16 protein-coding genes are annotated in these 17,532 nt (G+C 60.1%); 4 read left to right on the forward strand and 12 right to left on the reverse strand.

Going from position 1 to position 17,532, the window contains the following annotated elements; translation table 11 throughout:
- Nucleotides 1–47 precede the first annotated feature (47 nt).
- Nucleotides 48–1,199, reverse strand: coding sequence for a M14-type cytosolic carboxypeptidase (locus OQ248_RS21415; protein WP_265813923.1), 1,152 nt, complete (start codon nt 1,197–1,199; stop codon nt 48–50).
- Nucleotides 1,200–1,296: 97 nt separating this feature from the next.
- Between OQ248_RS21415 and OQ248_RS21420 the strand changes: the two genes are divergently transcribed.
- A complete protein-coding gene (locus OQ248_RS21420) occupies nt 1,297–1,515 on the forward strand; it encodes a hypothetical protein (RefSeq protein WP_114884084.1) in 219 nt (72 codons plus the stop codon).
- 151 nt (nt 1,516–1,666) lie between these two features.
- Here OQ248_RS21420 and OQ248_RS21425 read toward each other — a convergent pair whose 3' ends face one another.
- Nucleotides 1,667–2,005, reverse strand: coding sequence for a DUF3077 domain-containing protein (locus OQ248_RS21425; protein WP_114884082.1), 339 nt, complete (start codon nt 2,003–2,005; stop codon nt 1,667–1,669).
- Between the two features lie 129 nt (nt 2,006–2,134).
- Here OQ248_RS21425 and OQ248_RS21430 point away from each other — a divergent pair, with 129 nt between their 5' ends.
- Nucleotides 2,135–2,791, forward strand: a complete 657-nt coding sequence (locus OQ248_RS21430; protein ID WP_265813925.1) for a LexA family transcriptional regulator — start codon at nt 2,135–2,137, stop codon at nt 2,789–2,791.
- A 39-nt stretch (nt 2,792–2,830) separates the two neighbouring features.
- Here the strand turns inward: OQ248_RS21430 and OQ248_RS21435 are convergent, their stop codons facing one another.
- Genes OQ248_RS21435 through OQ248_RS21450 form a run of 4 tightly spaced genes read right to left on the reverse strand, consistent with a single transcriptional unit; the run spans nt 2,831 to nt 8,392 of the window.
- Nucleotides 2,831–4,780: an acetyl/propionyl/methylcrotonyl-CoA carboxylase subunit alpha gene (locus tag OQ248_RS21435; RefSeq protein WP_265813926.1), complete on the reverse strand. Its 1,950-nt coding sequence runs from the start codon at nt 4,778–4,780 to the stop codon at nt 2,831–2,833.
- Nucleotides 4,780–5,595, reverse strand: coding sequence for a gamma-carboxygeranoyl-CoA hydratase (locus OQ248_RS21440; RefSeq protein WP_085712437.1), 816 nt, complete (start codon nt 5,593–5,595; stop codon nt 4,780–4,782). The genes OQ248_RS21435 and OQ248_RS21440 overlap by 1 nt, the downstream gene beginning before the upstream one ends.
- Nucleotides 5,596–5,608: 13 nt before the next feature.
- Nucleotides 5,609–7,216 (reverse strand): carboxyl transferase domain-containing protein, encoded by a 1,608-nt coding sequence (locus OQ248_RS21445; RefSeq protein ID WP_265813928.1) that lies wholly within the window; start codon nt 7,214–7,216, stop codon nt 5,609–5,611.
- A gap of 12 nt (nt 7,217–7,228) precedes the next feature.
- Nucleotides 7,229–8,392 (reverse strand): isovaleryl-CoA dehydrogenase, encoded by a 1,164-nt coding sequence (locus OQ248_RS21450; protein ID WP_265813930.1) that lies wholly within the window; start codon nt 8,390–8,392, stop codon nt 7,229–7,231.
- A gap of 201 nt (nt 8,393–8,593) precedes the next feature.
- On the opposite strand from OQ248_RS21450, the gene OQ248_RS21455 reads away from it, so the two are divergent.
- Nucleotides 8,594–10,291, forward strand: a complete 1,698-nt coding sequence (locus OQ248_RS21455) for an AMP-binding protein (RefSeq protein ID WP_265813931.1) — start codon at nt 8,594–8,596, stop codon at nt 10,289–10,291.
- Between the two features lie 72 nt (nt 10,292–10,363).
- On the opposite strand, the gene OQ248_RS21460 is transcribed toward OQ248_RS21455, so the two are convergent.
- The 5 genes from OQ248_RS21460 to OQ248_RS21480 all read right to left on the reverse strand — a co-directional run bounded on the left by OQ248_RS21460 (nt 10,364) and on the right by OQ248_RS21480 (nt 14,695).
- Nucleotides 10,364–10,723 carry a DUF6124 family protein gene (locus OQ248_RS21460; protein WP_265813932.1) on the reverse strand — a complete coding sequence of 120 codons (360 nt, stop codon included), beginning with the start codon at nt 10,721–10,723 and terminating at the stop codon, nt 10,364–10,366.
- An 88-nt stretch (nt 10,724–10,811) separates the two neighbouring features.
- Nucleotides 10,812–11,177, reverse strand: coding sequence for a DUF6124 family protein (locus tag OQ248_RS21465; protein ID WP_265813933.1), 366 nt, complete (start codon nt 11,175–11,177; stop codon nt 10,812–10,814).
- A 1,074-nt stretch (nt 11,178–12,251) separates the two neighbouring features.
- On the reverse strand, nt 12,252–13,151 hold the full coding sequence (locus OQ248_RS21470) for a hydroxymethylglutaryl-CoA lyase (protein WP_265813934.1): 900 nt from the start codon (nt 13,149–13,151) through the stop codon (nt 12,252–12,254).
- Nucleotides 13,152–13,293: 142 nt separating this feature from the next.
- Nucleotides 13,294–13,695: a MerR family DNA-binding transcriptional regulator gene (locus tag OQ248_RS21475; protein WP_085690041.1), complete on the reverse strand. Its 402-nt coding sequence runs from the start codon at nt 13,693–13,695 to the stop codon at nt 13,294–13,296.
- Nucleotides 13,696–13,750: 55 nt separating this feature from the next.
- A complete protein-coding gene (locus OQ248_RS21480; protein ID WP_011334997.1) occupies nt 13,751–14,695 on the reverse strand; it encodes a LysR family transcriptional regulator in 945 nt (314 codons plus the stop codon).
- Between the two features lie 177 nt (nt 14,696–14,872).
- Between OQ248_RS21480 and OQ248_RS21485 the strand changes: the two genes are divergently transcribed.
- The gene (locus OQ248_RS21485) at nt 14,873–16,102 is read left to right on the forward strand and encodes an acyl-CoA dehydrogenase (RefSeq protein WP_041075051.1); all 1,230 of its coding nucleotides are present in this window, start codon (nt 14,873–14,875) and stop codon (nt 16,100–16,102) included.
- Nucleotides 16,103–16,152: 50 nt separating this feature from the next.
- Here OQ248_RS21485 and OQ248_RS21490 read toward each other — a convergent pair whose 3' ends face one another.
- A complete protein-coding gene (locus OQ248_RS21490; protein ID WP_265815123.1) occupies nt 16,153–17,487 on the reverse strand; it encodes a phosphate ABC transporter substrate-binding/OmpA family protein in 1,335 nt (444 codons plus the stop codon).
- Nucleotides 17,488–17,532 lie beyond the last annotated feature (45 nt).

Below are 17,532 nucleotides of genomic sequence, written 5' to 3' on the forward strand. Positions count from 1 at the left end.
TCGCAGACAGGGCTGCGATCTTTCATGTGGCGAAAAACAGGGGGGGATCAGCGCAAGGTGTCGACCATGTCGGCGATGGTGGTCAACACGTCTTTGCCCAATTGCTTCGAGCGCTGGCCCGACCAGCCGGTGAGCGGGTTCGGCGCATCGTCGTGATCCTTGAACGGCATCTCCAGCGTCAGCGACAGGCAGTCGAATTTCTGACCGACGCTGTTGCAGGCCAGGGTCATGTTGGCCTGACCCGGTTCGTCGCGGTTGTAGCCGTACTTGGTCTGGAAGTCTTTGGTGGTGTGTTTCAGATGGCTGCGGAAGTGCTCCTCGAGTTTCTCGATCCGTGGCGTATAGCCCGGATTGCCTTCGCAACCGGCGGTGAATACGTGGGGAATTTCTTCGTCGCCATGTACGTCGAGGAACAGATCGACGCCGTACTTTTCCATCTGCTGCTGTACGAAAAGGACTTCCGGGCTGACTTCCTGACTGGCGTTCTGCCAGGCGCGGTTCAGGTCCTGACCCATGGCGTTGGTGCGCAAGTGGCCGTGGAAGGCACCGTCCGGGTTCATGTTCGGTACCAGGTACAGATCGGCACTTTCCAACAGTTTGTTCAGCACTGGATCGTTGTGATGTTCCAGACGCTCGATCACGCCTTCCATGAACCACTCGGCCATGTGCTCGCCCGGGTGCTGCTGGGCGATGATCCAGATCTTGCGTCGGCCTTCGGCGCCGGTGCCTTTGCGCAGCAACTGGATGTCGCGGCCTTCGACGCTTTTGCCAGTGGCCAACAGTTCGGTGCCGGCCTTGGTCAGCGCTTGCTCGATCAGCCAGTCATGGCGACCGCGGCTGTAAGGTTCGAAGTAGGCGAACCAGGCGTGGGTCTGCTCGGCTTCAAGGCAGAAGCGCAGGCTGTCGCCTTCGAATTGGGTTGGAATGCGGAACCAGTTGACGTGGTCGTAGGAAGCGACGGCCTGATAGCCGGTCCAGGCTTTGTTGTAGGAAGACTGGCTGGCGTTGACCAGGCGGAACCAGTGTTCCTGATGAACATGCAGGCCGCTGGCCTTGAAATGGAACCACTGGAAATGGGCGCTGCGGGTATCTGGCCGAATTGCCAGAACCGGGTTGAGCGGGTTGCTGATGTCGATGACTTGGATGTTGCCGCTGTCGAAGTTGGCGCTGATGTCGAACGAAGATTTGGCCACGGTCATAATCGGTTCCTGAATATGATTTTTATGGCGGCTACTTTACACGCAAGACAGGGGTGAAACCGAGGGAAATTGCGGGGTGTGGCGGGGGGCGTCTTCCATGACGCGGGTGCAGCTTAGTAGCTGTGCGATTGATTCTCAAGTGCTAATTGGCATTACTTTTCCCCAATGCGGACGGGGTTCCCTTGCCAAGCGATATTCTTTTGATATTATCCGCGCCACCGAATTTGCAGCACCCAAAGACTTCATTAGCCTGAAGCCAAAAGCCAGAAAACTGGCAAAAAAAAGACCCGGCAAAAAGCCGGGTCAAAAACCGTGATTAGCCTGATGAGGAGATAGTCCAGAAGACCGACCTAAGGTCTCTGGTCCATCGACTGATCTCGCGACCAGTTGCTTGCAATAATAATCATTATCATTTGCAAGTCAAACGTTTTTATCTGCGCGATTGGAAAATTCTTTCCTGTCCGTCTTCAGCGAACACCGCCATCGAGCGAGTGATCGACCATCGCCCGTGCCATGTCCACCATGTGCACGACCGAAAACGCCAGATCCCGACTGACGCCTTGCAAGCCGTCTGCAGCCTTGAACGCAGTGGCCGCTGCACATCGCAGCAAATCCGAGGCGTGGACCAGAGATTCTTCGCCACTCAAATTGCTGTTCACGCCGAAAAAACGTTCTTCCACTTCCTGTTCTGACACAGCCGGTTTCAAGTAATAGTCCAGTGCCCGCTGTGCGGCAGCGCAACCCTGTGGAGACTTGAAAGTGGTATCCATTTGAAGGTCGGGCAGGTCGTTGCTGGTGATATTCATGGTGAAAGGTCACTCCTTGGTCGATTCAAATCCGTGACTCAAGAATAGTACCTAGAGTATTTGTGACCAGAATTTAAATACTACAATATGTGTTTTGCCGGCCGAAGGCGGGCACGTATGGTGCCGCACATGGATAAATGGATTGAGTTGGTCAAGGCCAAAATGAGTGAACTCAACGTCACTCAAGTCGAGCTCGGCGAGCGCGTCGGTATGTCTCAGGGCGGTATCGGCCATTGGCTGAACAAACGCCGTGAGCCCGGCATCACGCAGATGAACCGCGTGCTGAAAGCGCTGGGCATGGAGTATCTCGAAGTCGCGGTGGTGATCCGCGAACCGCAAGTCGACAAGGACGACGAAATGCCGCTGGCGCAGAAGTACAACCCTTACTTCCGCTACCCGGTCAGCGATTGGAAGACGCCCATCGAGGCCCGTGAAGCCCAACCGGCCTATTCGAGCGGCAAGGACAAGCGACGTTTCGAACTGACGGATTACCACGCCCGTGGCCCGGCGTTCTGGCTCACAGTGGTGGGCAACTCGATGACTGCGCCTACCGGGCAGAGCATCGGCGAGGGGATGATGATCCTGGTGGACCCGGCGCTGGAAGCCGAGCCCGGCAAACTGGTGATCGCCCAGTGGCCGGACAGCGACGAGGCGATTTTCCGCAAGCTGATCGAAGAGGGCGGCCAGCGTTACCTGGTACCGCTCAATCCGACCTGGCCGAAGGCCTTGTTTACCGACGAGTGCCGAATTATCGGTGTCGTGGTTCAGGCATCGGCCAAGTACTAGTCAGATCGATCCTCGCCAGGCGTAGGATCGATCCACCTCTCAAGCTTCTTCCAACTCGACCAGTGCGCTGCCTTCGCTGACCATTTCGCCTTCCTGGCAGTACAGAGCCTTGATCACGCCAGCATGGGGCGCGCGAATGCTGTGTTCCATCTTCATCGCTTCCAGCACCACCAGTTGTGCACCGGCTTCAACCGATTGTCCGGTCTCAACCAGCACGCGCACGATGCTGCCGTTCATCGGTGCAGTCAGACCGCCCTGATGACTGTGACTGGCTTCGACAGCGCTGATCGGGTCGTACGCTTCAATACGCCGCAATTCGCCGTCCCATTGCAGATACAGAACCTCTCCACGACGAATCGCACGCAACTGACGACGCAATCCATCGTGCTCGATCACCAGTTGCTCGCCGATCAGTTTTGCACTGCCGCCAGCACCGAGCGTCAACGCCCGATCCTGCCCCTCGCAGCTCAAATGTAGAGTGATTTCTCGTGGCAGACCTGCGCGCATACCACTGTGAATTGCCCAAGGCGAAGCCGGATCATCCACCCGAGCCGTCCCCGGCAAGCTCTGCGCAAAAGCCTGCGCCGCCGCATCCCAAAACTCATCGCTCAGCGCAGCAGGCGCTGGCAGCAACTGCTCCTGATAGCGCGGAATGAACCCGGTATCCAGCTCCGCCGCCGCAAACGCCGGATGACCGATAATCCGCCGCAGGAAGTTGATGTTGGTCTTCAACCCACCAATCGCGAACTCATCGAGCATGCTCAGCAGCCGCAAACGCGCCTGCTCACGATCCTCGCCCCAGGCAATCAGCTTGCCGAGCATCGGGTCGTAGAAAGGCGAAACCTCATCGCCTTCCTCAACGCCCGCGTCTACGCGCCGTCCCGGCCCTGCTGCGGATTCGCGATACAGCTCCAGACGCCCGGTGGCCGGCAAAAAGTCATTCGACGGATCTTCCGCATACAACCGCACTTCAATCGCATGCCCGTTCAGTGGCACCTGATCCTGAGTGATCGGCAACGCCTCACCACGGGCGACGCGAATCTGCCACGCCACCAAATCAAGCCCGGTAATGGCCTCGGTGACCGGGTGCTCGACCTGCAACCGCGTGTTCATCTCCATGAAGAAAAACTCGCCGCGCGCGTCCAGCAGAAACTCCACCGTACCGGCACCGACATAACCGATGGCCTGCGCCGAACGCACTGCCGCTTCGCCCATGGCCCGGCGTAATTCCTGACTCAGACCCGGCGCCGGAGCTTCTTCGACCACTTTCTGGTGCCGACGCTGAATCGAGCAGTCGCGCTCATTCAGATACAGGCAATTACCATGCTGATCGGCGAACACCTGGATTTCCACGTGACGCGGCTTGAGCAGGTATTTCTCCACCAGCATCCGCGAATCGCCGAACGACGACTGCGCTTCACGCTGGGCCGAGGCTAACGCTTCAGCCAATTGACTGACGTCTTCAACGACCTTCATGCCTTTACCGCCACCGCCGGCAGTGGCCTTCAGCAGCACCGGATAGCCGATACGCTCGCAAGCATCGCGGAAGGTGTCCAGATCCTGGGCCTCACCGTGATAGCCCGGCACCAGCGGCACACCGGCAGTTTCCATCAACGCTTTTGCGGCGGATTTGCTGCCCATCGCGTCGATGGCCGAGGCGGGCGGGCCGAGGAAAATCAGGCCGGCGGCTTCGATGGCGCGGGCAAAACCGGCGTTCTCTGACAGAAAACCATAACCCGGATGAATCGCCTGCGCGCCGCTGGCCTTGGCCGCCGCGATCAGTTTGTCGATCTGCAGATAACTGTCAGCCGCTTTGCTGCCGCCCAGATCGACGCGGATATCCGCTTCACGGCTGTGCCGCGCTTCGCGGTCGGTGGCGCTGTGCACGGCGACGGTGGTCAGGCCCAGCGCCTTGGCGGTGCGCATAACCCGGCAAGCGATTTCGCCACGGTTGGCCACCAGCAGGGTGGTGAGAACAGGTGCGCTCATCAACGCGGCTCCTTGGTGGTGGTTGCGGCTTGCCAGCTCGGTGGACGTTTCTGTAGAAAGGCCCGCAGACCTTCCTGGCCTTCCGGGCTGACGCGGATGCGGGCGATGGCGTTTTCGGTATAGCGGCGCAGGGCTGGAGTCAGCGCGCCGTTGCCGACCTCACGCAGCAGATCCTTGCTGGCGCGCATGGCGGCGGGGCTGTTGAGCAGCAGGTTGTCGATCCATTGCTCGACTTTCTGTTCAAGCTCGGTCGCTGGATAACTCTCGGACAACAAACCGATTTCCCGCGCCCGCTGCCCGCCGAAGCGTTCGGCCGTCAGCGCATAACGCCGCGCCGCGCGCTCGCCGATGGCTTGCACCACGAACGGACTGATCACCGCCGGCGCCAGGCCAATGCGCACTTCCGACAGACAGAACTGCGCGTCATCGGCGCCAATCGCCATGTCGCAGCAACTGATCAGACCCAGCGCGCCGCCGAACGCCGCGCCTTGCACCACGGCCACGGTCGGGATTTTCAGTTTGGCGAGGTTGTACATCAGCTCCGCCAGTTCCCGGGCGTCGTCCAGGTTGGTGTGGTAATCGAGTTCGGCCGATTGCTGCATCCAGGCCAGGTCCGCGCCGGCGCTGAAGTGTTTGCCGCGTCCGCGTACCAGCAGGAAGCGCAGGCTGGCGTCGCTGGCGACCTTGTCCAGCGCCAGGATCAGTTCGCGGATCATCTCGGCGTTGAACGCGTTGTTCTTTTCTTCGCGGCTGAGCCACAGGGTTGCGAAACCCCGTGGATCGCTCTGCAATTCGAGGGTGTTGAAATCGCTCATGAGGTTCTCCCGATCACATCCGGAACACGCCGAAGCGGCTCGGTTCGATAGGCGCGTTCAACGACGCGGACAAGGCCAGGGCCAGTACATCGCGGGTCTGCGCCGGGTCGATGACGCCGTCGTCCCACAGTCGCGCGCTGGAATAGTAGGGGTGACCCTGCTCTTCGTACTGGTCGAGAATCGGTTGCTTGATCTCGCTTTCCTGCTCGGCGCTGAACGCCTGGCCGCTGCGTTCGGCCTGCTCGCGCTTGACCTGGACCAGCACGCCGGCCGCCTGTTCGGCGCCCATCACGCCGATCCGCGCGTTCGGCCACATCCACAGGAAACGCGGATCGTAGGCCCGCCCGCACATGCCGTAGTTACCGGCGCCAAAGCTGCCGCCGATGATCACGGTGAATTTCGGCACCTTGGCGCACGCCACGGCGGTCACCAGTTTCGCGCCGTGTTTGGCGATGCCGCCGGCCTCGTATTTCTGGCCGACCATGAAGCCTGTGATGTTCTGCAGGAACAGCAACGGGATGCCGCGTTGGCAGGCCAGTTCGATGAAGTGCGCGCCTTTCTGCGCGGCTTCGGCGAACAGGATGCCGTTGTTGGCGAGGATCGCGATCGGGTAGCCGTGCAGATGGGCGAAGCCGCACACCAACGTGGTGCCGAACAAGGCTTTGAATTCATCGAACACCGAACCGTCGACCAGTCGCGCAATCACTTCGCGTACATCGAACGGCTGCTTGGCGTCCGCCGACACCACACCGTACAACTCGTCGCTGGCGTACAGCGGCGCAATCGGCGTGCGCTGCTGCAATTCGCCGAGCTTGCGCCAGTTGAGGTTGGCAACGCTGCGGCGGGCGAGGGCGAGAGCGTGCTCGTCGCTTTCGGCGTAGTGGTCGGCGACCCCGGAAGTCTTGCAATGCACATCGGCCCCGCCGAGGTCTTCGGCGCTGACCACTTCACCGGTCGCAGCTTTCACCAAGGGCGGGCCGGCGAGGAAAATCGTCGCCTGATTGCGCACCATGATTGCTTCGTCGGCCATCGCCGGCACATACGCGCCGCCCGCAGTGCACGAGCCCATGACCACAGCGATCTGCGGGATGCCCATGGCACTCATGTTGGCCTGGTTGAAGAAGATCCGCCCGAAGTGCTCGCGATCCGGGAACACTTCGTCCTGACGCGGCAGGTTGGCGCCACCGGAGTCCACCAGATAGATGCACGGCAGGCGGTTTTGCTGGGCGATGGTCTGGGCGCGCAGGTGTTTCTTCACGGTCAGTGGATAGTACGAGCCGCCTTTCACGGTCGCGTCGTTGGCGACGATCATGCATTCGATGCCTTCCACGCGACCGATCCCGGCAATCACGCCAGCGGCCGGCACGTCCTCGCCATAAACGGCGTGGGCGGCCAACTGGCTGATTTCCAGAAACGGCGAGCCCGGGTCGAGCAAGCGGTTGATCCGCTCACGCGGCAGCAGTTTGCCCCGCGAGGTGTGCCGTTCCTGAGCTTTCGCGCCACCGCCCTGTGCCACTTGGGCGAGCAGGGTGTGCAGGGCGTCGACCTGTTCGAGCATCGCCGCGCTGTTGGCAGCGAACTCCGCTGAACGGGGGTTGAGCTGGGTATGCAGGATAGCCATGGACAGCTCCGTTTAGCGGGTTTCGTTGAACAGTTCGCGACCGATCAGCATGCGACGGATCTCACTGGTGCCGGCGCCGATTTCGTACAGCTTGGCGTCACGCAGCAGACGGCCGGCCGGGAATTCGTTGATGTAACCGTTGCCGCCAAGAATCTGGATCGCATCCAGAGCCATTTGCGTGGCGCGTTCGGCGGTGTAGAGGATCACGCCGGCGGCGTCCTTGCGGGTGGTTTCGTTGCGCTCGCAGGCCTGGGCCACGGCGTAGAGGTAGGCACGGCTGGCGTTGAGCTGGGTGTACATGTCGGCGACTTTGCCCTGGATCAGCTGGAATTCGCCGATGCTCTGGCCGAACTGTTTGCGGTCGTGGATGTACGGCACGATCAGGTCCATGCACGACTGCATGATCCCGGTCGGGCCACCGGACAGCACGACGCGCTCGTAATCGAGGCCGCTCATCAGCACTTTCACGCCGCCGTTGAGCGCGCCGAGGATGTTTTCCTCCGGCACTTCGACGTCATCGAAGAACAGCTCGCAGGTATTGGAACCGCGCATGCCGAGCTTGTCGAACTTGTTGCTGCGGCTGAAGCCTTTCCAGTCGCGCTCGACGATGAACGCGGTGATGCCGTGGGGGCCTTTTTCCAGGTCGGTCTTGGCGTAGATCACGTAGGTGTTGGCGTCGGGGCCGTTGGTGATCCACGTCTTGCTGCCGTTGAGTACAAAACGGTCGCCGCGTTTATCGGCGCGCAGTTTCATCGAGACCACGTCGGAACCGGCGTTCGGCTCGCTCATCGCCAGAGCACCGACGTGTTCGCCGCTGATCAGCTTCGGCAGGTATTTGGATTTCTGTTCGTGGTTGCCGTTGCGGTTGATCTGGTTCACGCAGAGGTTGGAGTGGGCGCCGTAGGACAACGCCACGGAAGCCGAGCCACGGCTGATTTCTTCCATCGCCACGACGTGCGCCAGGTAACCCAGGCCAGCACCGCCGTACTCTTCCGGAACGGTGATACCGAGCAGGCCCATGTCACCGAACTTGCGCCACAGATCGGCCGGGAACAGGTTGTCGCTGTCGATCTGCGCGGCACGCGGGGCGATCTCTTTGGCGACAAAGGACTGAACCTGATCGCGCAGCATGTCGATGGTTTCGCCGAGGGCAAAGTTCAGGGATGGGTAGCTCATGGGTCACCTTTTGGCTTTTTTGTAGGGCGGGGAGGGCGGCGGTTTGGCTCTCACCTTTACGTTAACGTAAGCCTGTGACGAATGGCTGTCAATCACCCTTTACGTTAACGTCAACTTGAGCGAGAGTAGGGCCAGTTCTGAACGGTCGGAGCTGATATGGCTCCGGTCCAACACCCACTAATAAAGACAATAGGGGTCGTCATGGATCAACCCAGTGCAAACCCGCAGCGCAGCTATACCCGTGGTTCCCAGGACAAAGCCTTGCTGGCGATGACCATCGGGCAGAAGTTCGACGAGACCGTCGCGCAGTACCCGGACGGCGAGGCGCTGGTGGTGCGCCATCAACAGCTGCGTTACACCTGGCGGCAACTGGCCGACGCGGTGGACGTGCATGCCAGAGCCCTGCTGGCGTTGGGTTTGCAGGCCGGCGACCGGCTCGGCATCTGGGCACCGAACTGCGCGCAGTGGTGCATCACGCAGTTCGCCACCGCGAAGATCGGTGTGATCCTGGTCAACATCAACCCGGCCTACCGCAGCTCCGAACTGGAATACGTGCTTAAGCAGTCCGGTTGCCAATGGCTGGTCTGTGCCGGTGCCTTCAAATCTTCGAACTACCACGGCATGCTGCAAGGCTTGCTCCCGGAACTGGCCGAGCAATCCATCGGCGAACTGCGCAGCGAGCGCTTGCCGGAACTGCGCGGGTTGATCAGCCTCGATCCGCAGCCGCCTTCGGGTTTTCTCCCGTGGTCGCAACTGGCAGATCTGGCCGCCAGTGTCTCTCCAGAACAATTGCGTGAACGCAGCGACAGCCTGCACTTCGATCAACCGGTCAACATCCAGTACACCTCCGGCACCACCGGTTTCCCCAAGGGCGCGACCCTCAGTCACTACAACATCCTCAACAACGGTTACATGGTCGGCGAAAGCCTCGGCCTGACCGCCGCCGATCGCCTGGTGATCCCGGTGCCGCTGTATCACTGCTTCGGCATGGTCATGGGCAACCTCGGCTGTATCACCCACGGCAGCACCATGATTTATCCCAACGATGCCTTCGATCCGCTGCTGACCCTGAACACCGTCGCTGAAGAAAAGGCCACAGGGCTGTACGGCGTACCAACCATGTTCATCGCCATGCTCGATCAGCCGCAACGTGCCGAGTTCGACCTGTCGACCCTGCGCACCGGCATCATGGCCGGCGCCACCTGCCCGATCGAGGTGATGCGCCGGGTCATCAGCGAAATGCACATGAGCGAAGTGCAGATCGCCTACGGCATGACCGAAACCAGCCCCGTGTCCCTGCAGACCGGGCCATCCGACGAACTGGAACTGCGCGTCACCACCGTCGGTCGCACCCAGCCACAACTCGAAAGCAAAATCATCGACGAGGCTGGCAACCCGGTGCCACGCGGCACCATCGGCGAACTGTGCACCCGTGGCTACAGCGTGATGCTCGGCTACTGGAACAACCCGCAGGCCACCGCCGAAGCCATCGACGCGGCAGGCTGGATGCACACCGGCGACCTGGCGAGCATGAACGACGAGGGTTACGTGTGCATCGCCGGCCGCAACAAGGACATGATCATCCGTGGCGGCGAGAACATTTACCCGCGCGAACTGGAAGAGTTCTTCTTCACCCACCCGGCGGTGGCGGACGTGCAGGTGATCGGCATTCCATGCTCACGCTACGGCGAAGAAATCGTCGCCTGGATCAAATTCCATCCCGGCCACAGCGCCACCGAACAAGAGCTGCAAGCGTGGTGCAAGGAGCGCATCGCCCACTTCAAGACACCACGTCATTTCAAATTCGTCGAAGAGTTTCCGATGACGGTGACGGGCAAGATCCAGAAATTCCGGATGCGCGAGATCAGTATCGAGGAGTTGCGCAGTAACGAGGGCTGACACAGTTTCAACGTTCTATATCGATCAGAGCCTTCGAAGCCAGGGCGCGGACCCTGGCTTCGAAAGCGGCGCTTATTGCTTTACCTCTACATTTCCCAACGCCTGATTCACCGCCAACTCACCCAACATCACCACTTGCGCAATGCCCAGCAGAGTCTTGCGGTTCGGCCCTTCCAGCATCCCGGCGAAATCACCGAGCATGACCGTGGCTGACGCGAGGGACTCGCAGGCGTTGGCCAGCAAGGACTCCGTGTCGGTTTGTGGGTTGACCATGAACATGTCGTTTGGGGTGTAGGGCGTGGCCATGATCCGGGCTGCCGGGGTCAGGTAATAGTCGAGGGCGCGTTCGGCCGCGTCGTGGAGTTTTCTTGAATCGGGAAATTCGTAGGGGGACACCGGGTCTTCTAACGGTGGAATGACGGTCTGAGACATCAGCTGGAACTCCGAAAAAGAGTCGCTTGAGGATTTTTATAGACGGCTGCCTGGCAGTGAGGGGACAAGCCCCTCACCGAGGCGGCAACTACCGCGAGACGTGATGGTTATCCAGCACACGATTGACCAGCAGCTCACTCAGCATGATGACCTGCTGCAGTATCTGCATCGCCTTGCGCTGCGACGGATCGACGGTGTCGCCGATATCACGGGCCATGTCACTGGCCGACGACAGCGTTTCGCACGCTTCGACCAACAGCGTTTCGTCATCCACCGTTGGATTGACCAGATAGATCCTGCCCGGCTTGCGCGATGGCTTGGACGTCTTCTGCGCCCCAGGATCGAGGTAATGATTGATCGCCCGCTCGGTTGCCGATTTTATGTTTTCGGCTTCGAGTGCGGCGTCGTAGGGGATTGAATCGGTTTCTGGTGGGTTTGGTGTGGCTTTGAACATACGTGTAACTCCTATCGCAGACTTCAAGGAGCCATCACCCACGCTACCAAACGATGGGTGGCGGCCATACGCGGGTTGGTAGACCGGCTGCAATAGGAACCCGGCGCTCACGAATGAGCCCCACGCATGACCACCATAAAACAGAGCCCCAAAAAGGGACTGCATACGGTGTTGCCATACAGCTATTACAGACGGGCTACCAAACCCGATCACTGTTTTTCAGTGACAGGGAAACGATATAGCCCACCCCATAGCCGCGTAAGCCGGCGGATTCTGGCGTACGCGTAGGCAACGACGCAAGGTGTTGTAGCCCTTATGGCGTAACGGTTCGTGTACTTTAAACGCCCATGCAGCGCTGTGTTTACACACAGCGAAAGCCGTGAACCCTCCGTGTTTTTGTTGGGGTTACTTGTATGTGGGGAAGCTGGATGTTGAGGCACAAGATCAATTGCCTCACTGAGATCTTGCCGAGTGAGCGCTTGCAGGAAGATCGAGATAGGGGAGAGGAGATCCGTCGCGGACAATTTCAGAACGCCAGACAGCACAAAGGGGAGCCGAAGCTCCCCTTTAATTTTGTCGTCGCGTGCTCTTTTTTATTATTGAGGGTCGGTCTGTTGTTGTTTTTGGCAACCGTGGCCCTTTACCGCTGTTTTTGGCGACCCCCATCCGGGGTCAAGAGCAAACGTATTTTTTTGAGCGCTGATCTGCTTTCTCGTCTAGCGATCCAACCGATTCGGGAGCTACCTGAAGGTAGTTTTATTGTTCTCTGCCCGGTTGCGGGTCATTCCGAGGAACACCCTGAAAAGCACACCTTCTCCAAAAAAATCTGTTAGCTGCGTCTCTGCCGTGTTGTTTTTGTTATGTCAGAGTCGGTACGTCTTATTTTTATTGGTTTGCTGCTTTTTATTCTTGTTATGCCATAGAGATAGCAGAAGCCGTGCCAACTTTTCAAAACCCTTGTAAATCAATGGTTTGAGATTTCTGAAGGATTTTTCCTTCAGTCAAAACCAGACAATTTGTTTCCGTGTTACTCGCTTGTGCCCACGTTTCGCGCTCGGCGGTAACACCATCCCCTCACTGTGCGCTACGGGCCTTGGCCACGCGCGAACCGCTCGGGCGACCCAGTACCGCGCTGATCTGCTGGCCGGCGGCAATCAAGGCGTCGAGGTCGATCCCGGTCTCGATGCCCAGGCCGTTGAGCAGGTACACCACGTCTTCGGTGGCGACGTTACCGCTGGCGCCCTTGGCGTACGGGCAGCCGCCGAGGCCGGCGATGGAGCTGTCGAACACCGCGATGCCTTCCAGCAGACTGGCGTAGATATTGGCCATGGCCTGGCCGTAGGTGTCGTGGAAGTGGCCGGCGAGTTTCTCTCGGGGCACCTGTTTCGAGACCACTTCGAACAGCCGGCGGGTGGCGCCCGCAGTGCCGGTGCCGATGGTGTCACCCAGCGACACTTCGTAGCAGCCCATCGCATACAGCTCGCGGGCGACCATGGCCACTTGTTCCGGGGCGACCTCGCCTTCATAAGGGCAACCCAGCACGCAGGAAACGTAACCGCGCACGGTAACGCCGTGCTGTTTCGCCGATTCCATGATCGGCGCGAACCGCGCCAGGCTTTCGCTGATCGAGCAATTGATGTTGCGCTGCGAGAACGCTTCCGACGCAGCAGCAAACACCGCGACTTCCTTGACCCCCGCCGCCAACGCATCTTCAAAGCCGCGCAGATTCGGCGCCAGTGCGCCGTAGGTCACGCCGGGCTTGCGCTGGATCTGCGCGAACACCTCGGCGGAGCCGGCCATCTGCGGCACCCACTTGGGTGAAACGAAACTGCCGACTTCTATATAGCCGAGGCCAGCGGCGCTCAGCGCGTCGACCAGTTGCACCTTGTCGGCAACGCTGATGGGCTGGGCTTCGTTCTGCAGGCCGTCACGGGGGCCGACTTCGATCAGGCGTACTTGGGAGGGGAGGGACATGGCGTTGACCTGCTCTTTTGAATTCCTGCGGAGACCTTGTGGGAGCGGGCTTGCTCGCGAAAGCGGAGTGTCAGCTGACAAATATGTTTCTGAAACACCGCTTTCGCGAGCAAGCCCGCTCCCACATTGGGATTTATTTGGATTACTGAACTGATTGCTGACTCTTGAGCGTCTGCTCCAGCGCCTGCACGCAGCGTTCTTCGGCGGTGTCGAGTTCCAGCTTCATCTGTTCGATGTCCAGCAGTTGCTGTTCAAGCTGTTCCCGGCGCTCGCTGATTTTCGCCAGCATGCTGTTGAGTTGTTTGGTGTTACCGCTGGAGGGGTCGTAGAGCTCGATCAGCTCGCGGCACTCGGCCAGGGAAAAACCGATGCGCTTGCCCCGCAGGATCAGCTTCAGGCTGACCTTGTCGCGTGGCGAATAGATGCGTTCCTGGCCTCGGCGCTCGGGGCTGAGCAGGCCTTGTTCTTCATAGAAGCGGATCGCCCGGGTGGTGATGTCCAGCTCGCGGGCGAGGTCGGAAATGCTGTAGGTCTGGCTGCTCATGAAAGCGCTCGAAATAAGGTCTTGGCGCTAAGCTAATGGCAGGTTGACGTTTACGTCAAGTAGCGGGCGCCTGCAGCTTGTCGAGCTTCTTCTCGTGCGCCGTCACTTGCTGGCACAGCTCGATCATCTGCTCGCGCATCCAGCGGTTGGCCGGGTCCTGGTCGGTGCTTTCGTGCCAGTACAAATGGGTTTCCACCGGCGGCACATCGTTGACCGGCAGATTGAACGCATGCAGGTCATGGCGACGGGCGAAACGTTCCGGCACAGTCATCACCATATCGGTCTGCTGCAACACCTGGGACGCCATCAGATAGTGCTGCGAGCGCAGGGCGATCTTGCGCTGGATGCCCATTTTACCCAGCGCCAGATCGACATGGCCCAAGCCACTGCGACGGCTGGAAATATGAATGTGGGTCAGCGACAGGTAATCGTCGAGGGTGAATTTTTCCTTGGTCGCCAGTGGATGACCCTTGCGCATCGCGCAGACGTAACGGTCTTCCATCAGCTTGACGTGGCGCACCTGCGGGTCGGTGTTGAGCGGTGCATCCACGGCGAAATCGAGGCGCCCGGCGGCCAGTTCCTTGGTGGTTTCTCGGCGTTTGGACAGGAAGCTTTCGATGATCACCGTCGGCGCCAGGCGACGCAGACGCTGGAACAGTGGCGGCAGAATCACTGCTTCGGTCAGGTCGGTCATGCTGATGCGGTAGGTCTTGACCGCTTGCGAAGGGTTGAAGATGCGGCTTTCCTGAACCGACACCCGCAGCAGCGACAGCGCGTTGCGCACCGGGCCGATGATGTTCTGCGCCATGGGCGTCGGCACCATACCCTGAGCCGTACGTACGAAGAGCGGGTCGTTGAAGGTCTCGCGCAACCGCGCCAGGGCGTTGGACACCGCCGGCTGGGTGATGCCGACAATCTGCCCGGCGCGGGTCAGGTTGGCTTCGGTGTAGATCGCGTCGAAGACGATGAAAAGGTTGAGGTCGACCTTGCTCAGATTCATTACGCGGCTCTCTTTTTATAGGTGGATGGCGCGGGTCAGGGCGGCCAGGAAAATCAACCAATCATATATCGGTGATGAATGTTTATACACGCCGAGAATAGGCTAGGTAAATTATCAGCGCTGTTCTAGCATCGATTGCATGACCTAAACAACCTCTGCCACAGAAGGTAATTGCTCATGGATTTCGCTTATTCGCCCAAGGTTCAGGAACTGCGTGAGCGCGTGACCGCGTTCATGGACACTTACGTTTACCCGGCCGAAGCCGTGTTCGAACGGCAGGTTGCCGAGGGCGACCGCTGGCAGCCGACCGCAATCATGGAAGAGCTCAAGGCCAAGGCCAAGGCAGAAGGGTTGTGGAATTTGTTTCTGCCTGAGTCGGAACTCGGCGCCGGCCTGACCAACCTCGAGTACGCGCCGCTGGCGGAAATCATGGGCCGTTCGCTGCTGGGCCCCGAGCCGTTCAACTGCTCGGCGCCGGACACCGGCAACATGGAAGTGCTGGTGCGTTATGCCAACGAAGAACAGAAACAGCGCTGGCTTGAGCCGCTGCTGCGCGGCGAGATCCGCTCGGCATTCGCCATGACCGAGCCGGACGTTGCTTCCTCCGACGCCACCAACATGGCCGCCCGCGCCGTGCGCGATGGCGACGAGTGGGTCATCAACGGCAAGAAATGGTGGACCTCCGGCGCATGCGATCCGCGCTGCAAGATCCTGATCTTCATGGGCCTGAGCAACCCCGACGCCCCGCGCCACGCCCAGCACTCGATGATCCTGGTGCCTGTCGATACCCCCGGCGTGAAGATCGTCCGCCCGCTGCCGGTGTTCGGTTACGACGACGCGCCTCACGGCCACGCCGAAGTGCTGTTCGACAACGTGCGAGTGCCGTACGAAAACGTCCTGCTCGGTGAAGGACGCGGCTTCGAAATTGCTCAAGGTCGCCTTGGCCCAGGCCGGATTCACCACTGCATGCGTTCGATCGGCATGGCCGAGCGGGCACTGGAACTGATGTGCAAACGCTCGGTGAGCCGCACCGCGTTCGGCAAACCGCTGGCACGTCTGGGCGGTAACGTCGACAAGATCGCCGACTCGCGCATGGAAATCGACATGGCGCGTCTGCTGACCCTGAAAGCGGCGTACATGATGGACACCGTGGGCAACAAGGTCGCCAAGAGCGAGATCGCGCAGATCAAGGTCGTCGCGCCAAACGTCGCGTTGCGGGTGATCGACCGGGCGATCCAGATTCATGGCGGGGCAGGGGTGTCGAACGATTTCCCGCTGGCCTACATGTACGCCATGCAACGCACCCTGCGCCTGGCCGACGGCCCGGACGAAGTGCACCGCGCGGCGATCGGCAAGTTCGAGATCGGCAAGTATGTGCCGAAGGAAATGCTGCGTAGCGAGCGCTGATTCAGCACCTGTTCGGTCCCACGCAAAACGTGGGATCGGACAGCGTCAGCTCAGTAAACCCAAACCTCAACCCGCCGATTCTTGATCCGCCCTTCATCCCCGCTGTTGGTCGCCACCGGCATCAGTGCGCCAAACCCGCGCACCTCGCGCAACACCACGCCGCTCTTCACCAGTTCCCGGCGTACCGCCATCGCCCGCAGCTTCGACAGCAGATCCGCCCGGGCCGGGTCGTCCTTGGCGTCGCCGAATCCCACGAGTGTTACCGCGCGGTCGGTCTTGTCGTGGTGCTTTATATAGTCGAACACCCGGGCCAGATCCTGGCGGGCCTTGTTGTCGAGGCTGGCACTGCCTTCTTCGAACCGGAAATTCACGGTCAGACGCTGGGCATGCCGGCTGAGGGATTGATAACCCTCGGGCATCAGCGCATTCGGCGTGACCGAGATGGCGTGCACGCTCTGGGCGATAAATCCGTTGGCCGCAACAATCGCTTGGCCCTGGCGGCTTTGCGCAAAGTCCACCAAGGCTGCGGCCCATGGATTTTGATTATCGGGTGGCAAATAGAAGAACAGCCGACGGGACAGTGGATAGTCTTCGGTGGCGATCAAACTCGCCAGCGGAAGCATCGCCAGGGATTGCCCGTCGACAATCGCCACGGCTTTGGCCTGGCGCACATAGGGCAGGCCGATGAAACCAATGCCCTGCGGATCGGCGCTGACTGCATCGGACAATTGCTCGCTGGACTCGAAACGTTTCGCCGAACTGTTAAGAGTTTTCCCACGACGACTGAGGACAAGTTCCTTGAACGTGTCGTAGGTCCCGGACTGATCATCCCGCGCATACAGATGAATCGTCCCACCCTTGCCGCCGAGTTCTTCCCACGTCTTGGCCTCGCCGCTGAAGATCCGCGCCAGTTGTTCGGTGTTCAGTTGATTCAGCGGATTGTCGGGGTGAAGGATGATCGCCAGGCCATCGATGGCGATGACCTGCTCGGCGCCTGGACTTTTCAGATCGCCAAGCGAAACAAGGCTGGCGAGCTCGCTGTCCTTGATCGGACGGGAAGAGGCAGCGAGATCGGCACTGTTGTTTTTGAGCGCGGTGAAACCGGTGCTGGAACCATGGGCGGCGATTTCCACCACGACCCGTTTACCTTGAGCCGTGAGACCTACGACCCGTTGCTCGTTAGCGGTGTCCGGCGTTTCGCTATGGACTTTCAAAAGTCCCTGCTCTTTGAGCAGGCCTTCCACCAGCGCCGGGCCGAGGGCTGCGCCGATGGTGTTGGAACCCTGGATGCGCAGGACCGGGCCGTTCTCGGGAATGGGCAATGCCGCGGCCGAAACCTGCAGCCAGGCACTCAGGAGAAAGACGAACAGAACGCGCAGGGTCATGCCGGCACCGAATGCAGCCAAGGGGATTGCCGGGGAGATTAAGTC

It is taken from the genome of Pseudomonas sp. COW5 (genome assembly GCF_026240005.1).
Classification (GTDB): Bacteria; Pseudomonadota; Gammaproteobacteria; order Pseudomonadales; family Pseudomonadaceae; genus Aquipseudomonas; species Aquipseudomonas kribbensis.

What these genes read in the sequence shown, in the direction of transcription:
- OQ248_RS21460 (WP_265813932.1), bottom strand. Translation starts at nt 10,723, where the DNA reads ATGTCTCAGACCGTCATTCCACCGTTAGAAGACCCGGTGTCCCCCTAC.
- OQ248_RS21485 (WP_041075051.1), top strand. Translation starts at nt 14,873, where the DNA reads ATGGATTTCGCTTATTCGCCCAAGGTTCAGGAACTGCGTGAGCGCGTG.
- OQ248_RS21490 (WP_265815123.1), bottom strand. Translation starts at nt 17,487, where the DNA reads ATGACCCTGCGCGTTCTGTTCGTCTTTCTCCTGAGTGCCTGGCTGCAG.
- OQ248_RS21440 (WP_085712437.1), bottom strand. Translation starts at nt 5,595, where the DNA reads ATGAGCGATTTCAACACCCTCGAATTGCAGAGCGATCCACGGGGTTTC.
- OQ248_RS21455 (WP_265813931.1), top strand. Translation starts at nt 8,594, where the DNA reads ATGGATCAACCCAGTGCAAACCCGCAGCGCAGCTATACCCGTGGTTCC.
- OQ248_RS21450 (WP_265813930.1), bottom strand. Translation starts at nt 8,392, where the DNA reads ATGAGCTACCCATCCCTGAACTTTGCCCTCGGCGAAACCATCGACATG.
- OQ248_RS21475 (WP_085690041.1), bottom strand. Translation starts at nt 13,695, where the DNA reads ATGAGCAGCCAGACCTACAGCATTTCCGACCTCGCCCGCGAGCTGGAC.
- OQ248_RS21425 (WP_114884082.1), bottom strand. Translation starts at nt 2,005, where the DNA reads ATGAATATCACCAGCAACGACCTGCCCGACCTTCAAATGGATACCACT.
- OQ248_RS21435 (WP_265813926.1), bottom strand. Translation starts at nt 4,780, where the DNA reads ATGAGCGCACCTGTTCTCACCACCCTGCTGGTGGCCAACCGTGGCGAA.
- OQ248_RS21415 (WP_265813923.1), bottom strand. Translation starts at nt 1,199, where the DNA reads ATGACCGTGGCCAAATCTTCGTTCGACATCAGCGCCAACTTCGACAGC.
- OQ248_RS21445 (WP_265813928.1), bottom strand. Translation starts at nt 7,216, where the DNA reads ATGGCTATCCTGCATACCCAGCTCAACCCCCGTTCAGCGGAGTTCGCT.
- OQ248_RS21420 (WP_114884084.1), top strand. Translation starts at nt 1,297, where the DNA reads ATGACGCGGGTGCAGCTTAGTAGCTGTGCGATTGATTCTCAAGTGCTA.
- OQ248_RS21465 (WP_265813933.1), bottom strand. Translation starts at nt 11,177, where the DNA reads ATGTTCAAAGCCACACCAAACCCACCAGAAACCGATTCAATCCCCTAC.
- OQ248_RS21480 (WP_011334997.1), bottom strand. Translation starts at nt 14,695, where the DNA reads ATGAATCTGAGCAAGGTCGACCTCAACCTTTTCATCGTCTTCGACGCG.
- OQ248_RS21470 (WP_265813934.1), bottom strand. Translation starts at nt 13,151, where the DNA reads ATGTCCCTCCCCTCCCAAGTACGCCTGATCGAAGTCGGCCCCCGTGAC.
- OQ248_RS21430 (WP_265813925.1), top strand. Translation starts at nt 2,135, where the DNA reads ATGGATAAATGGATTGAGTTGGTCAAGGCCAAAATGAGTGAACTCAAC.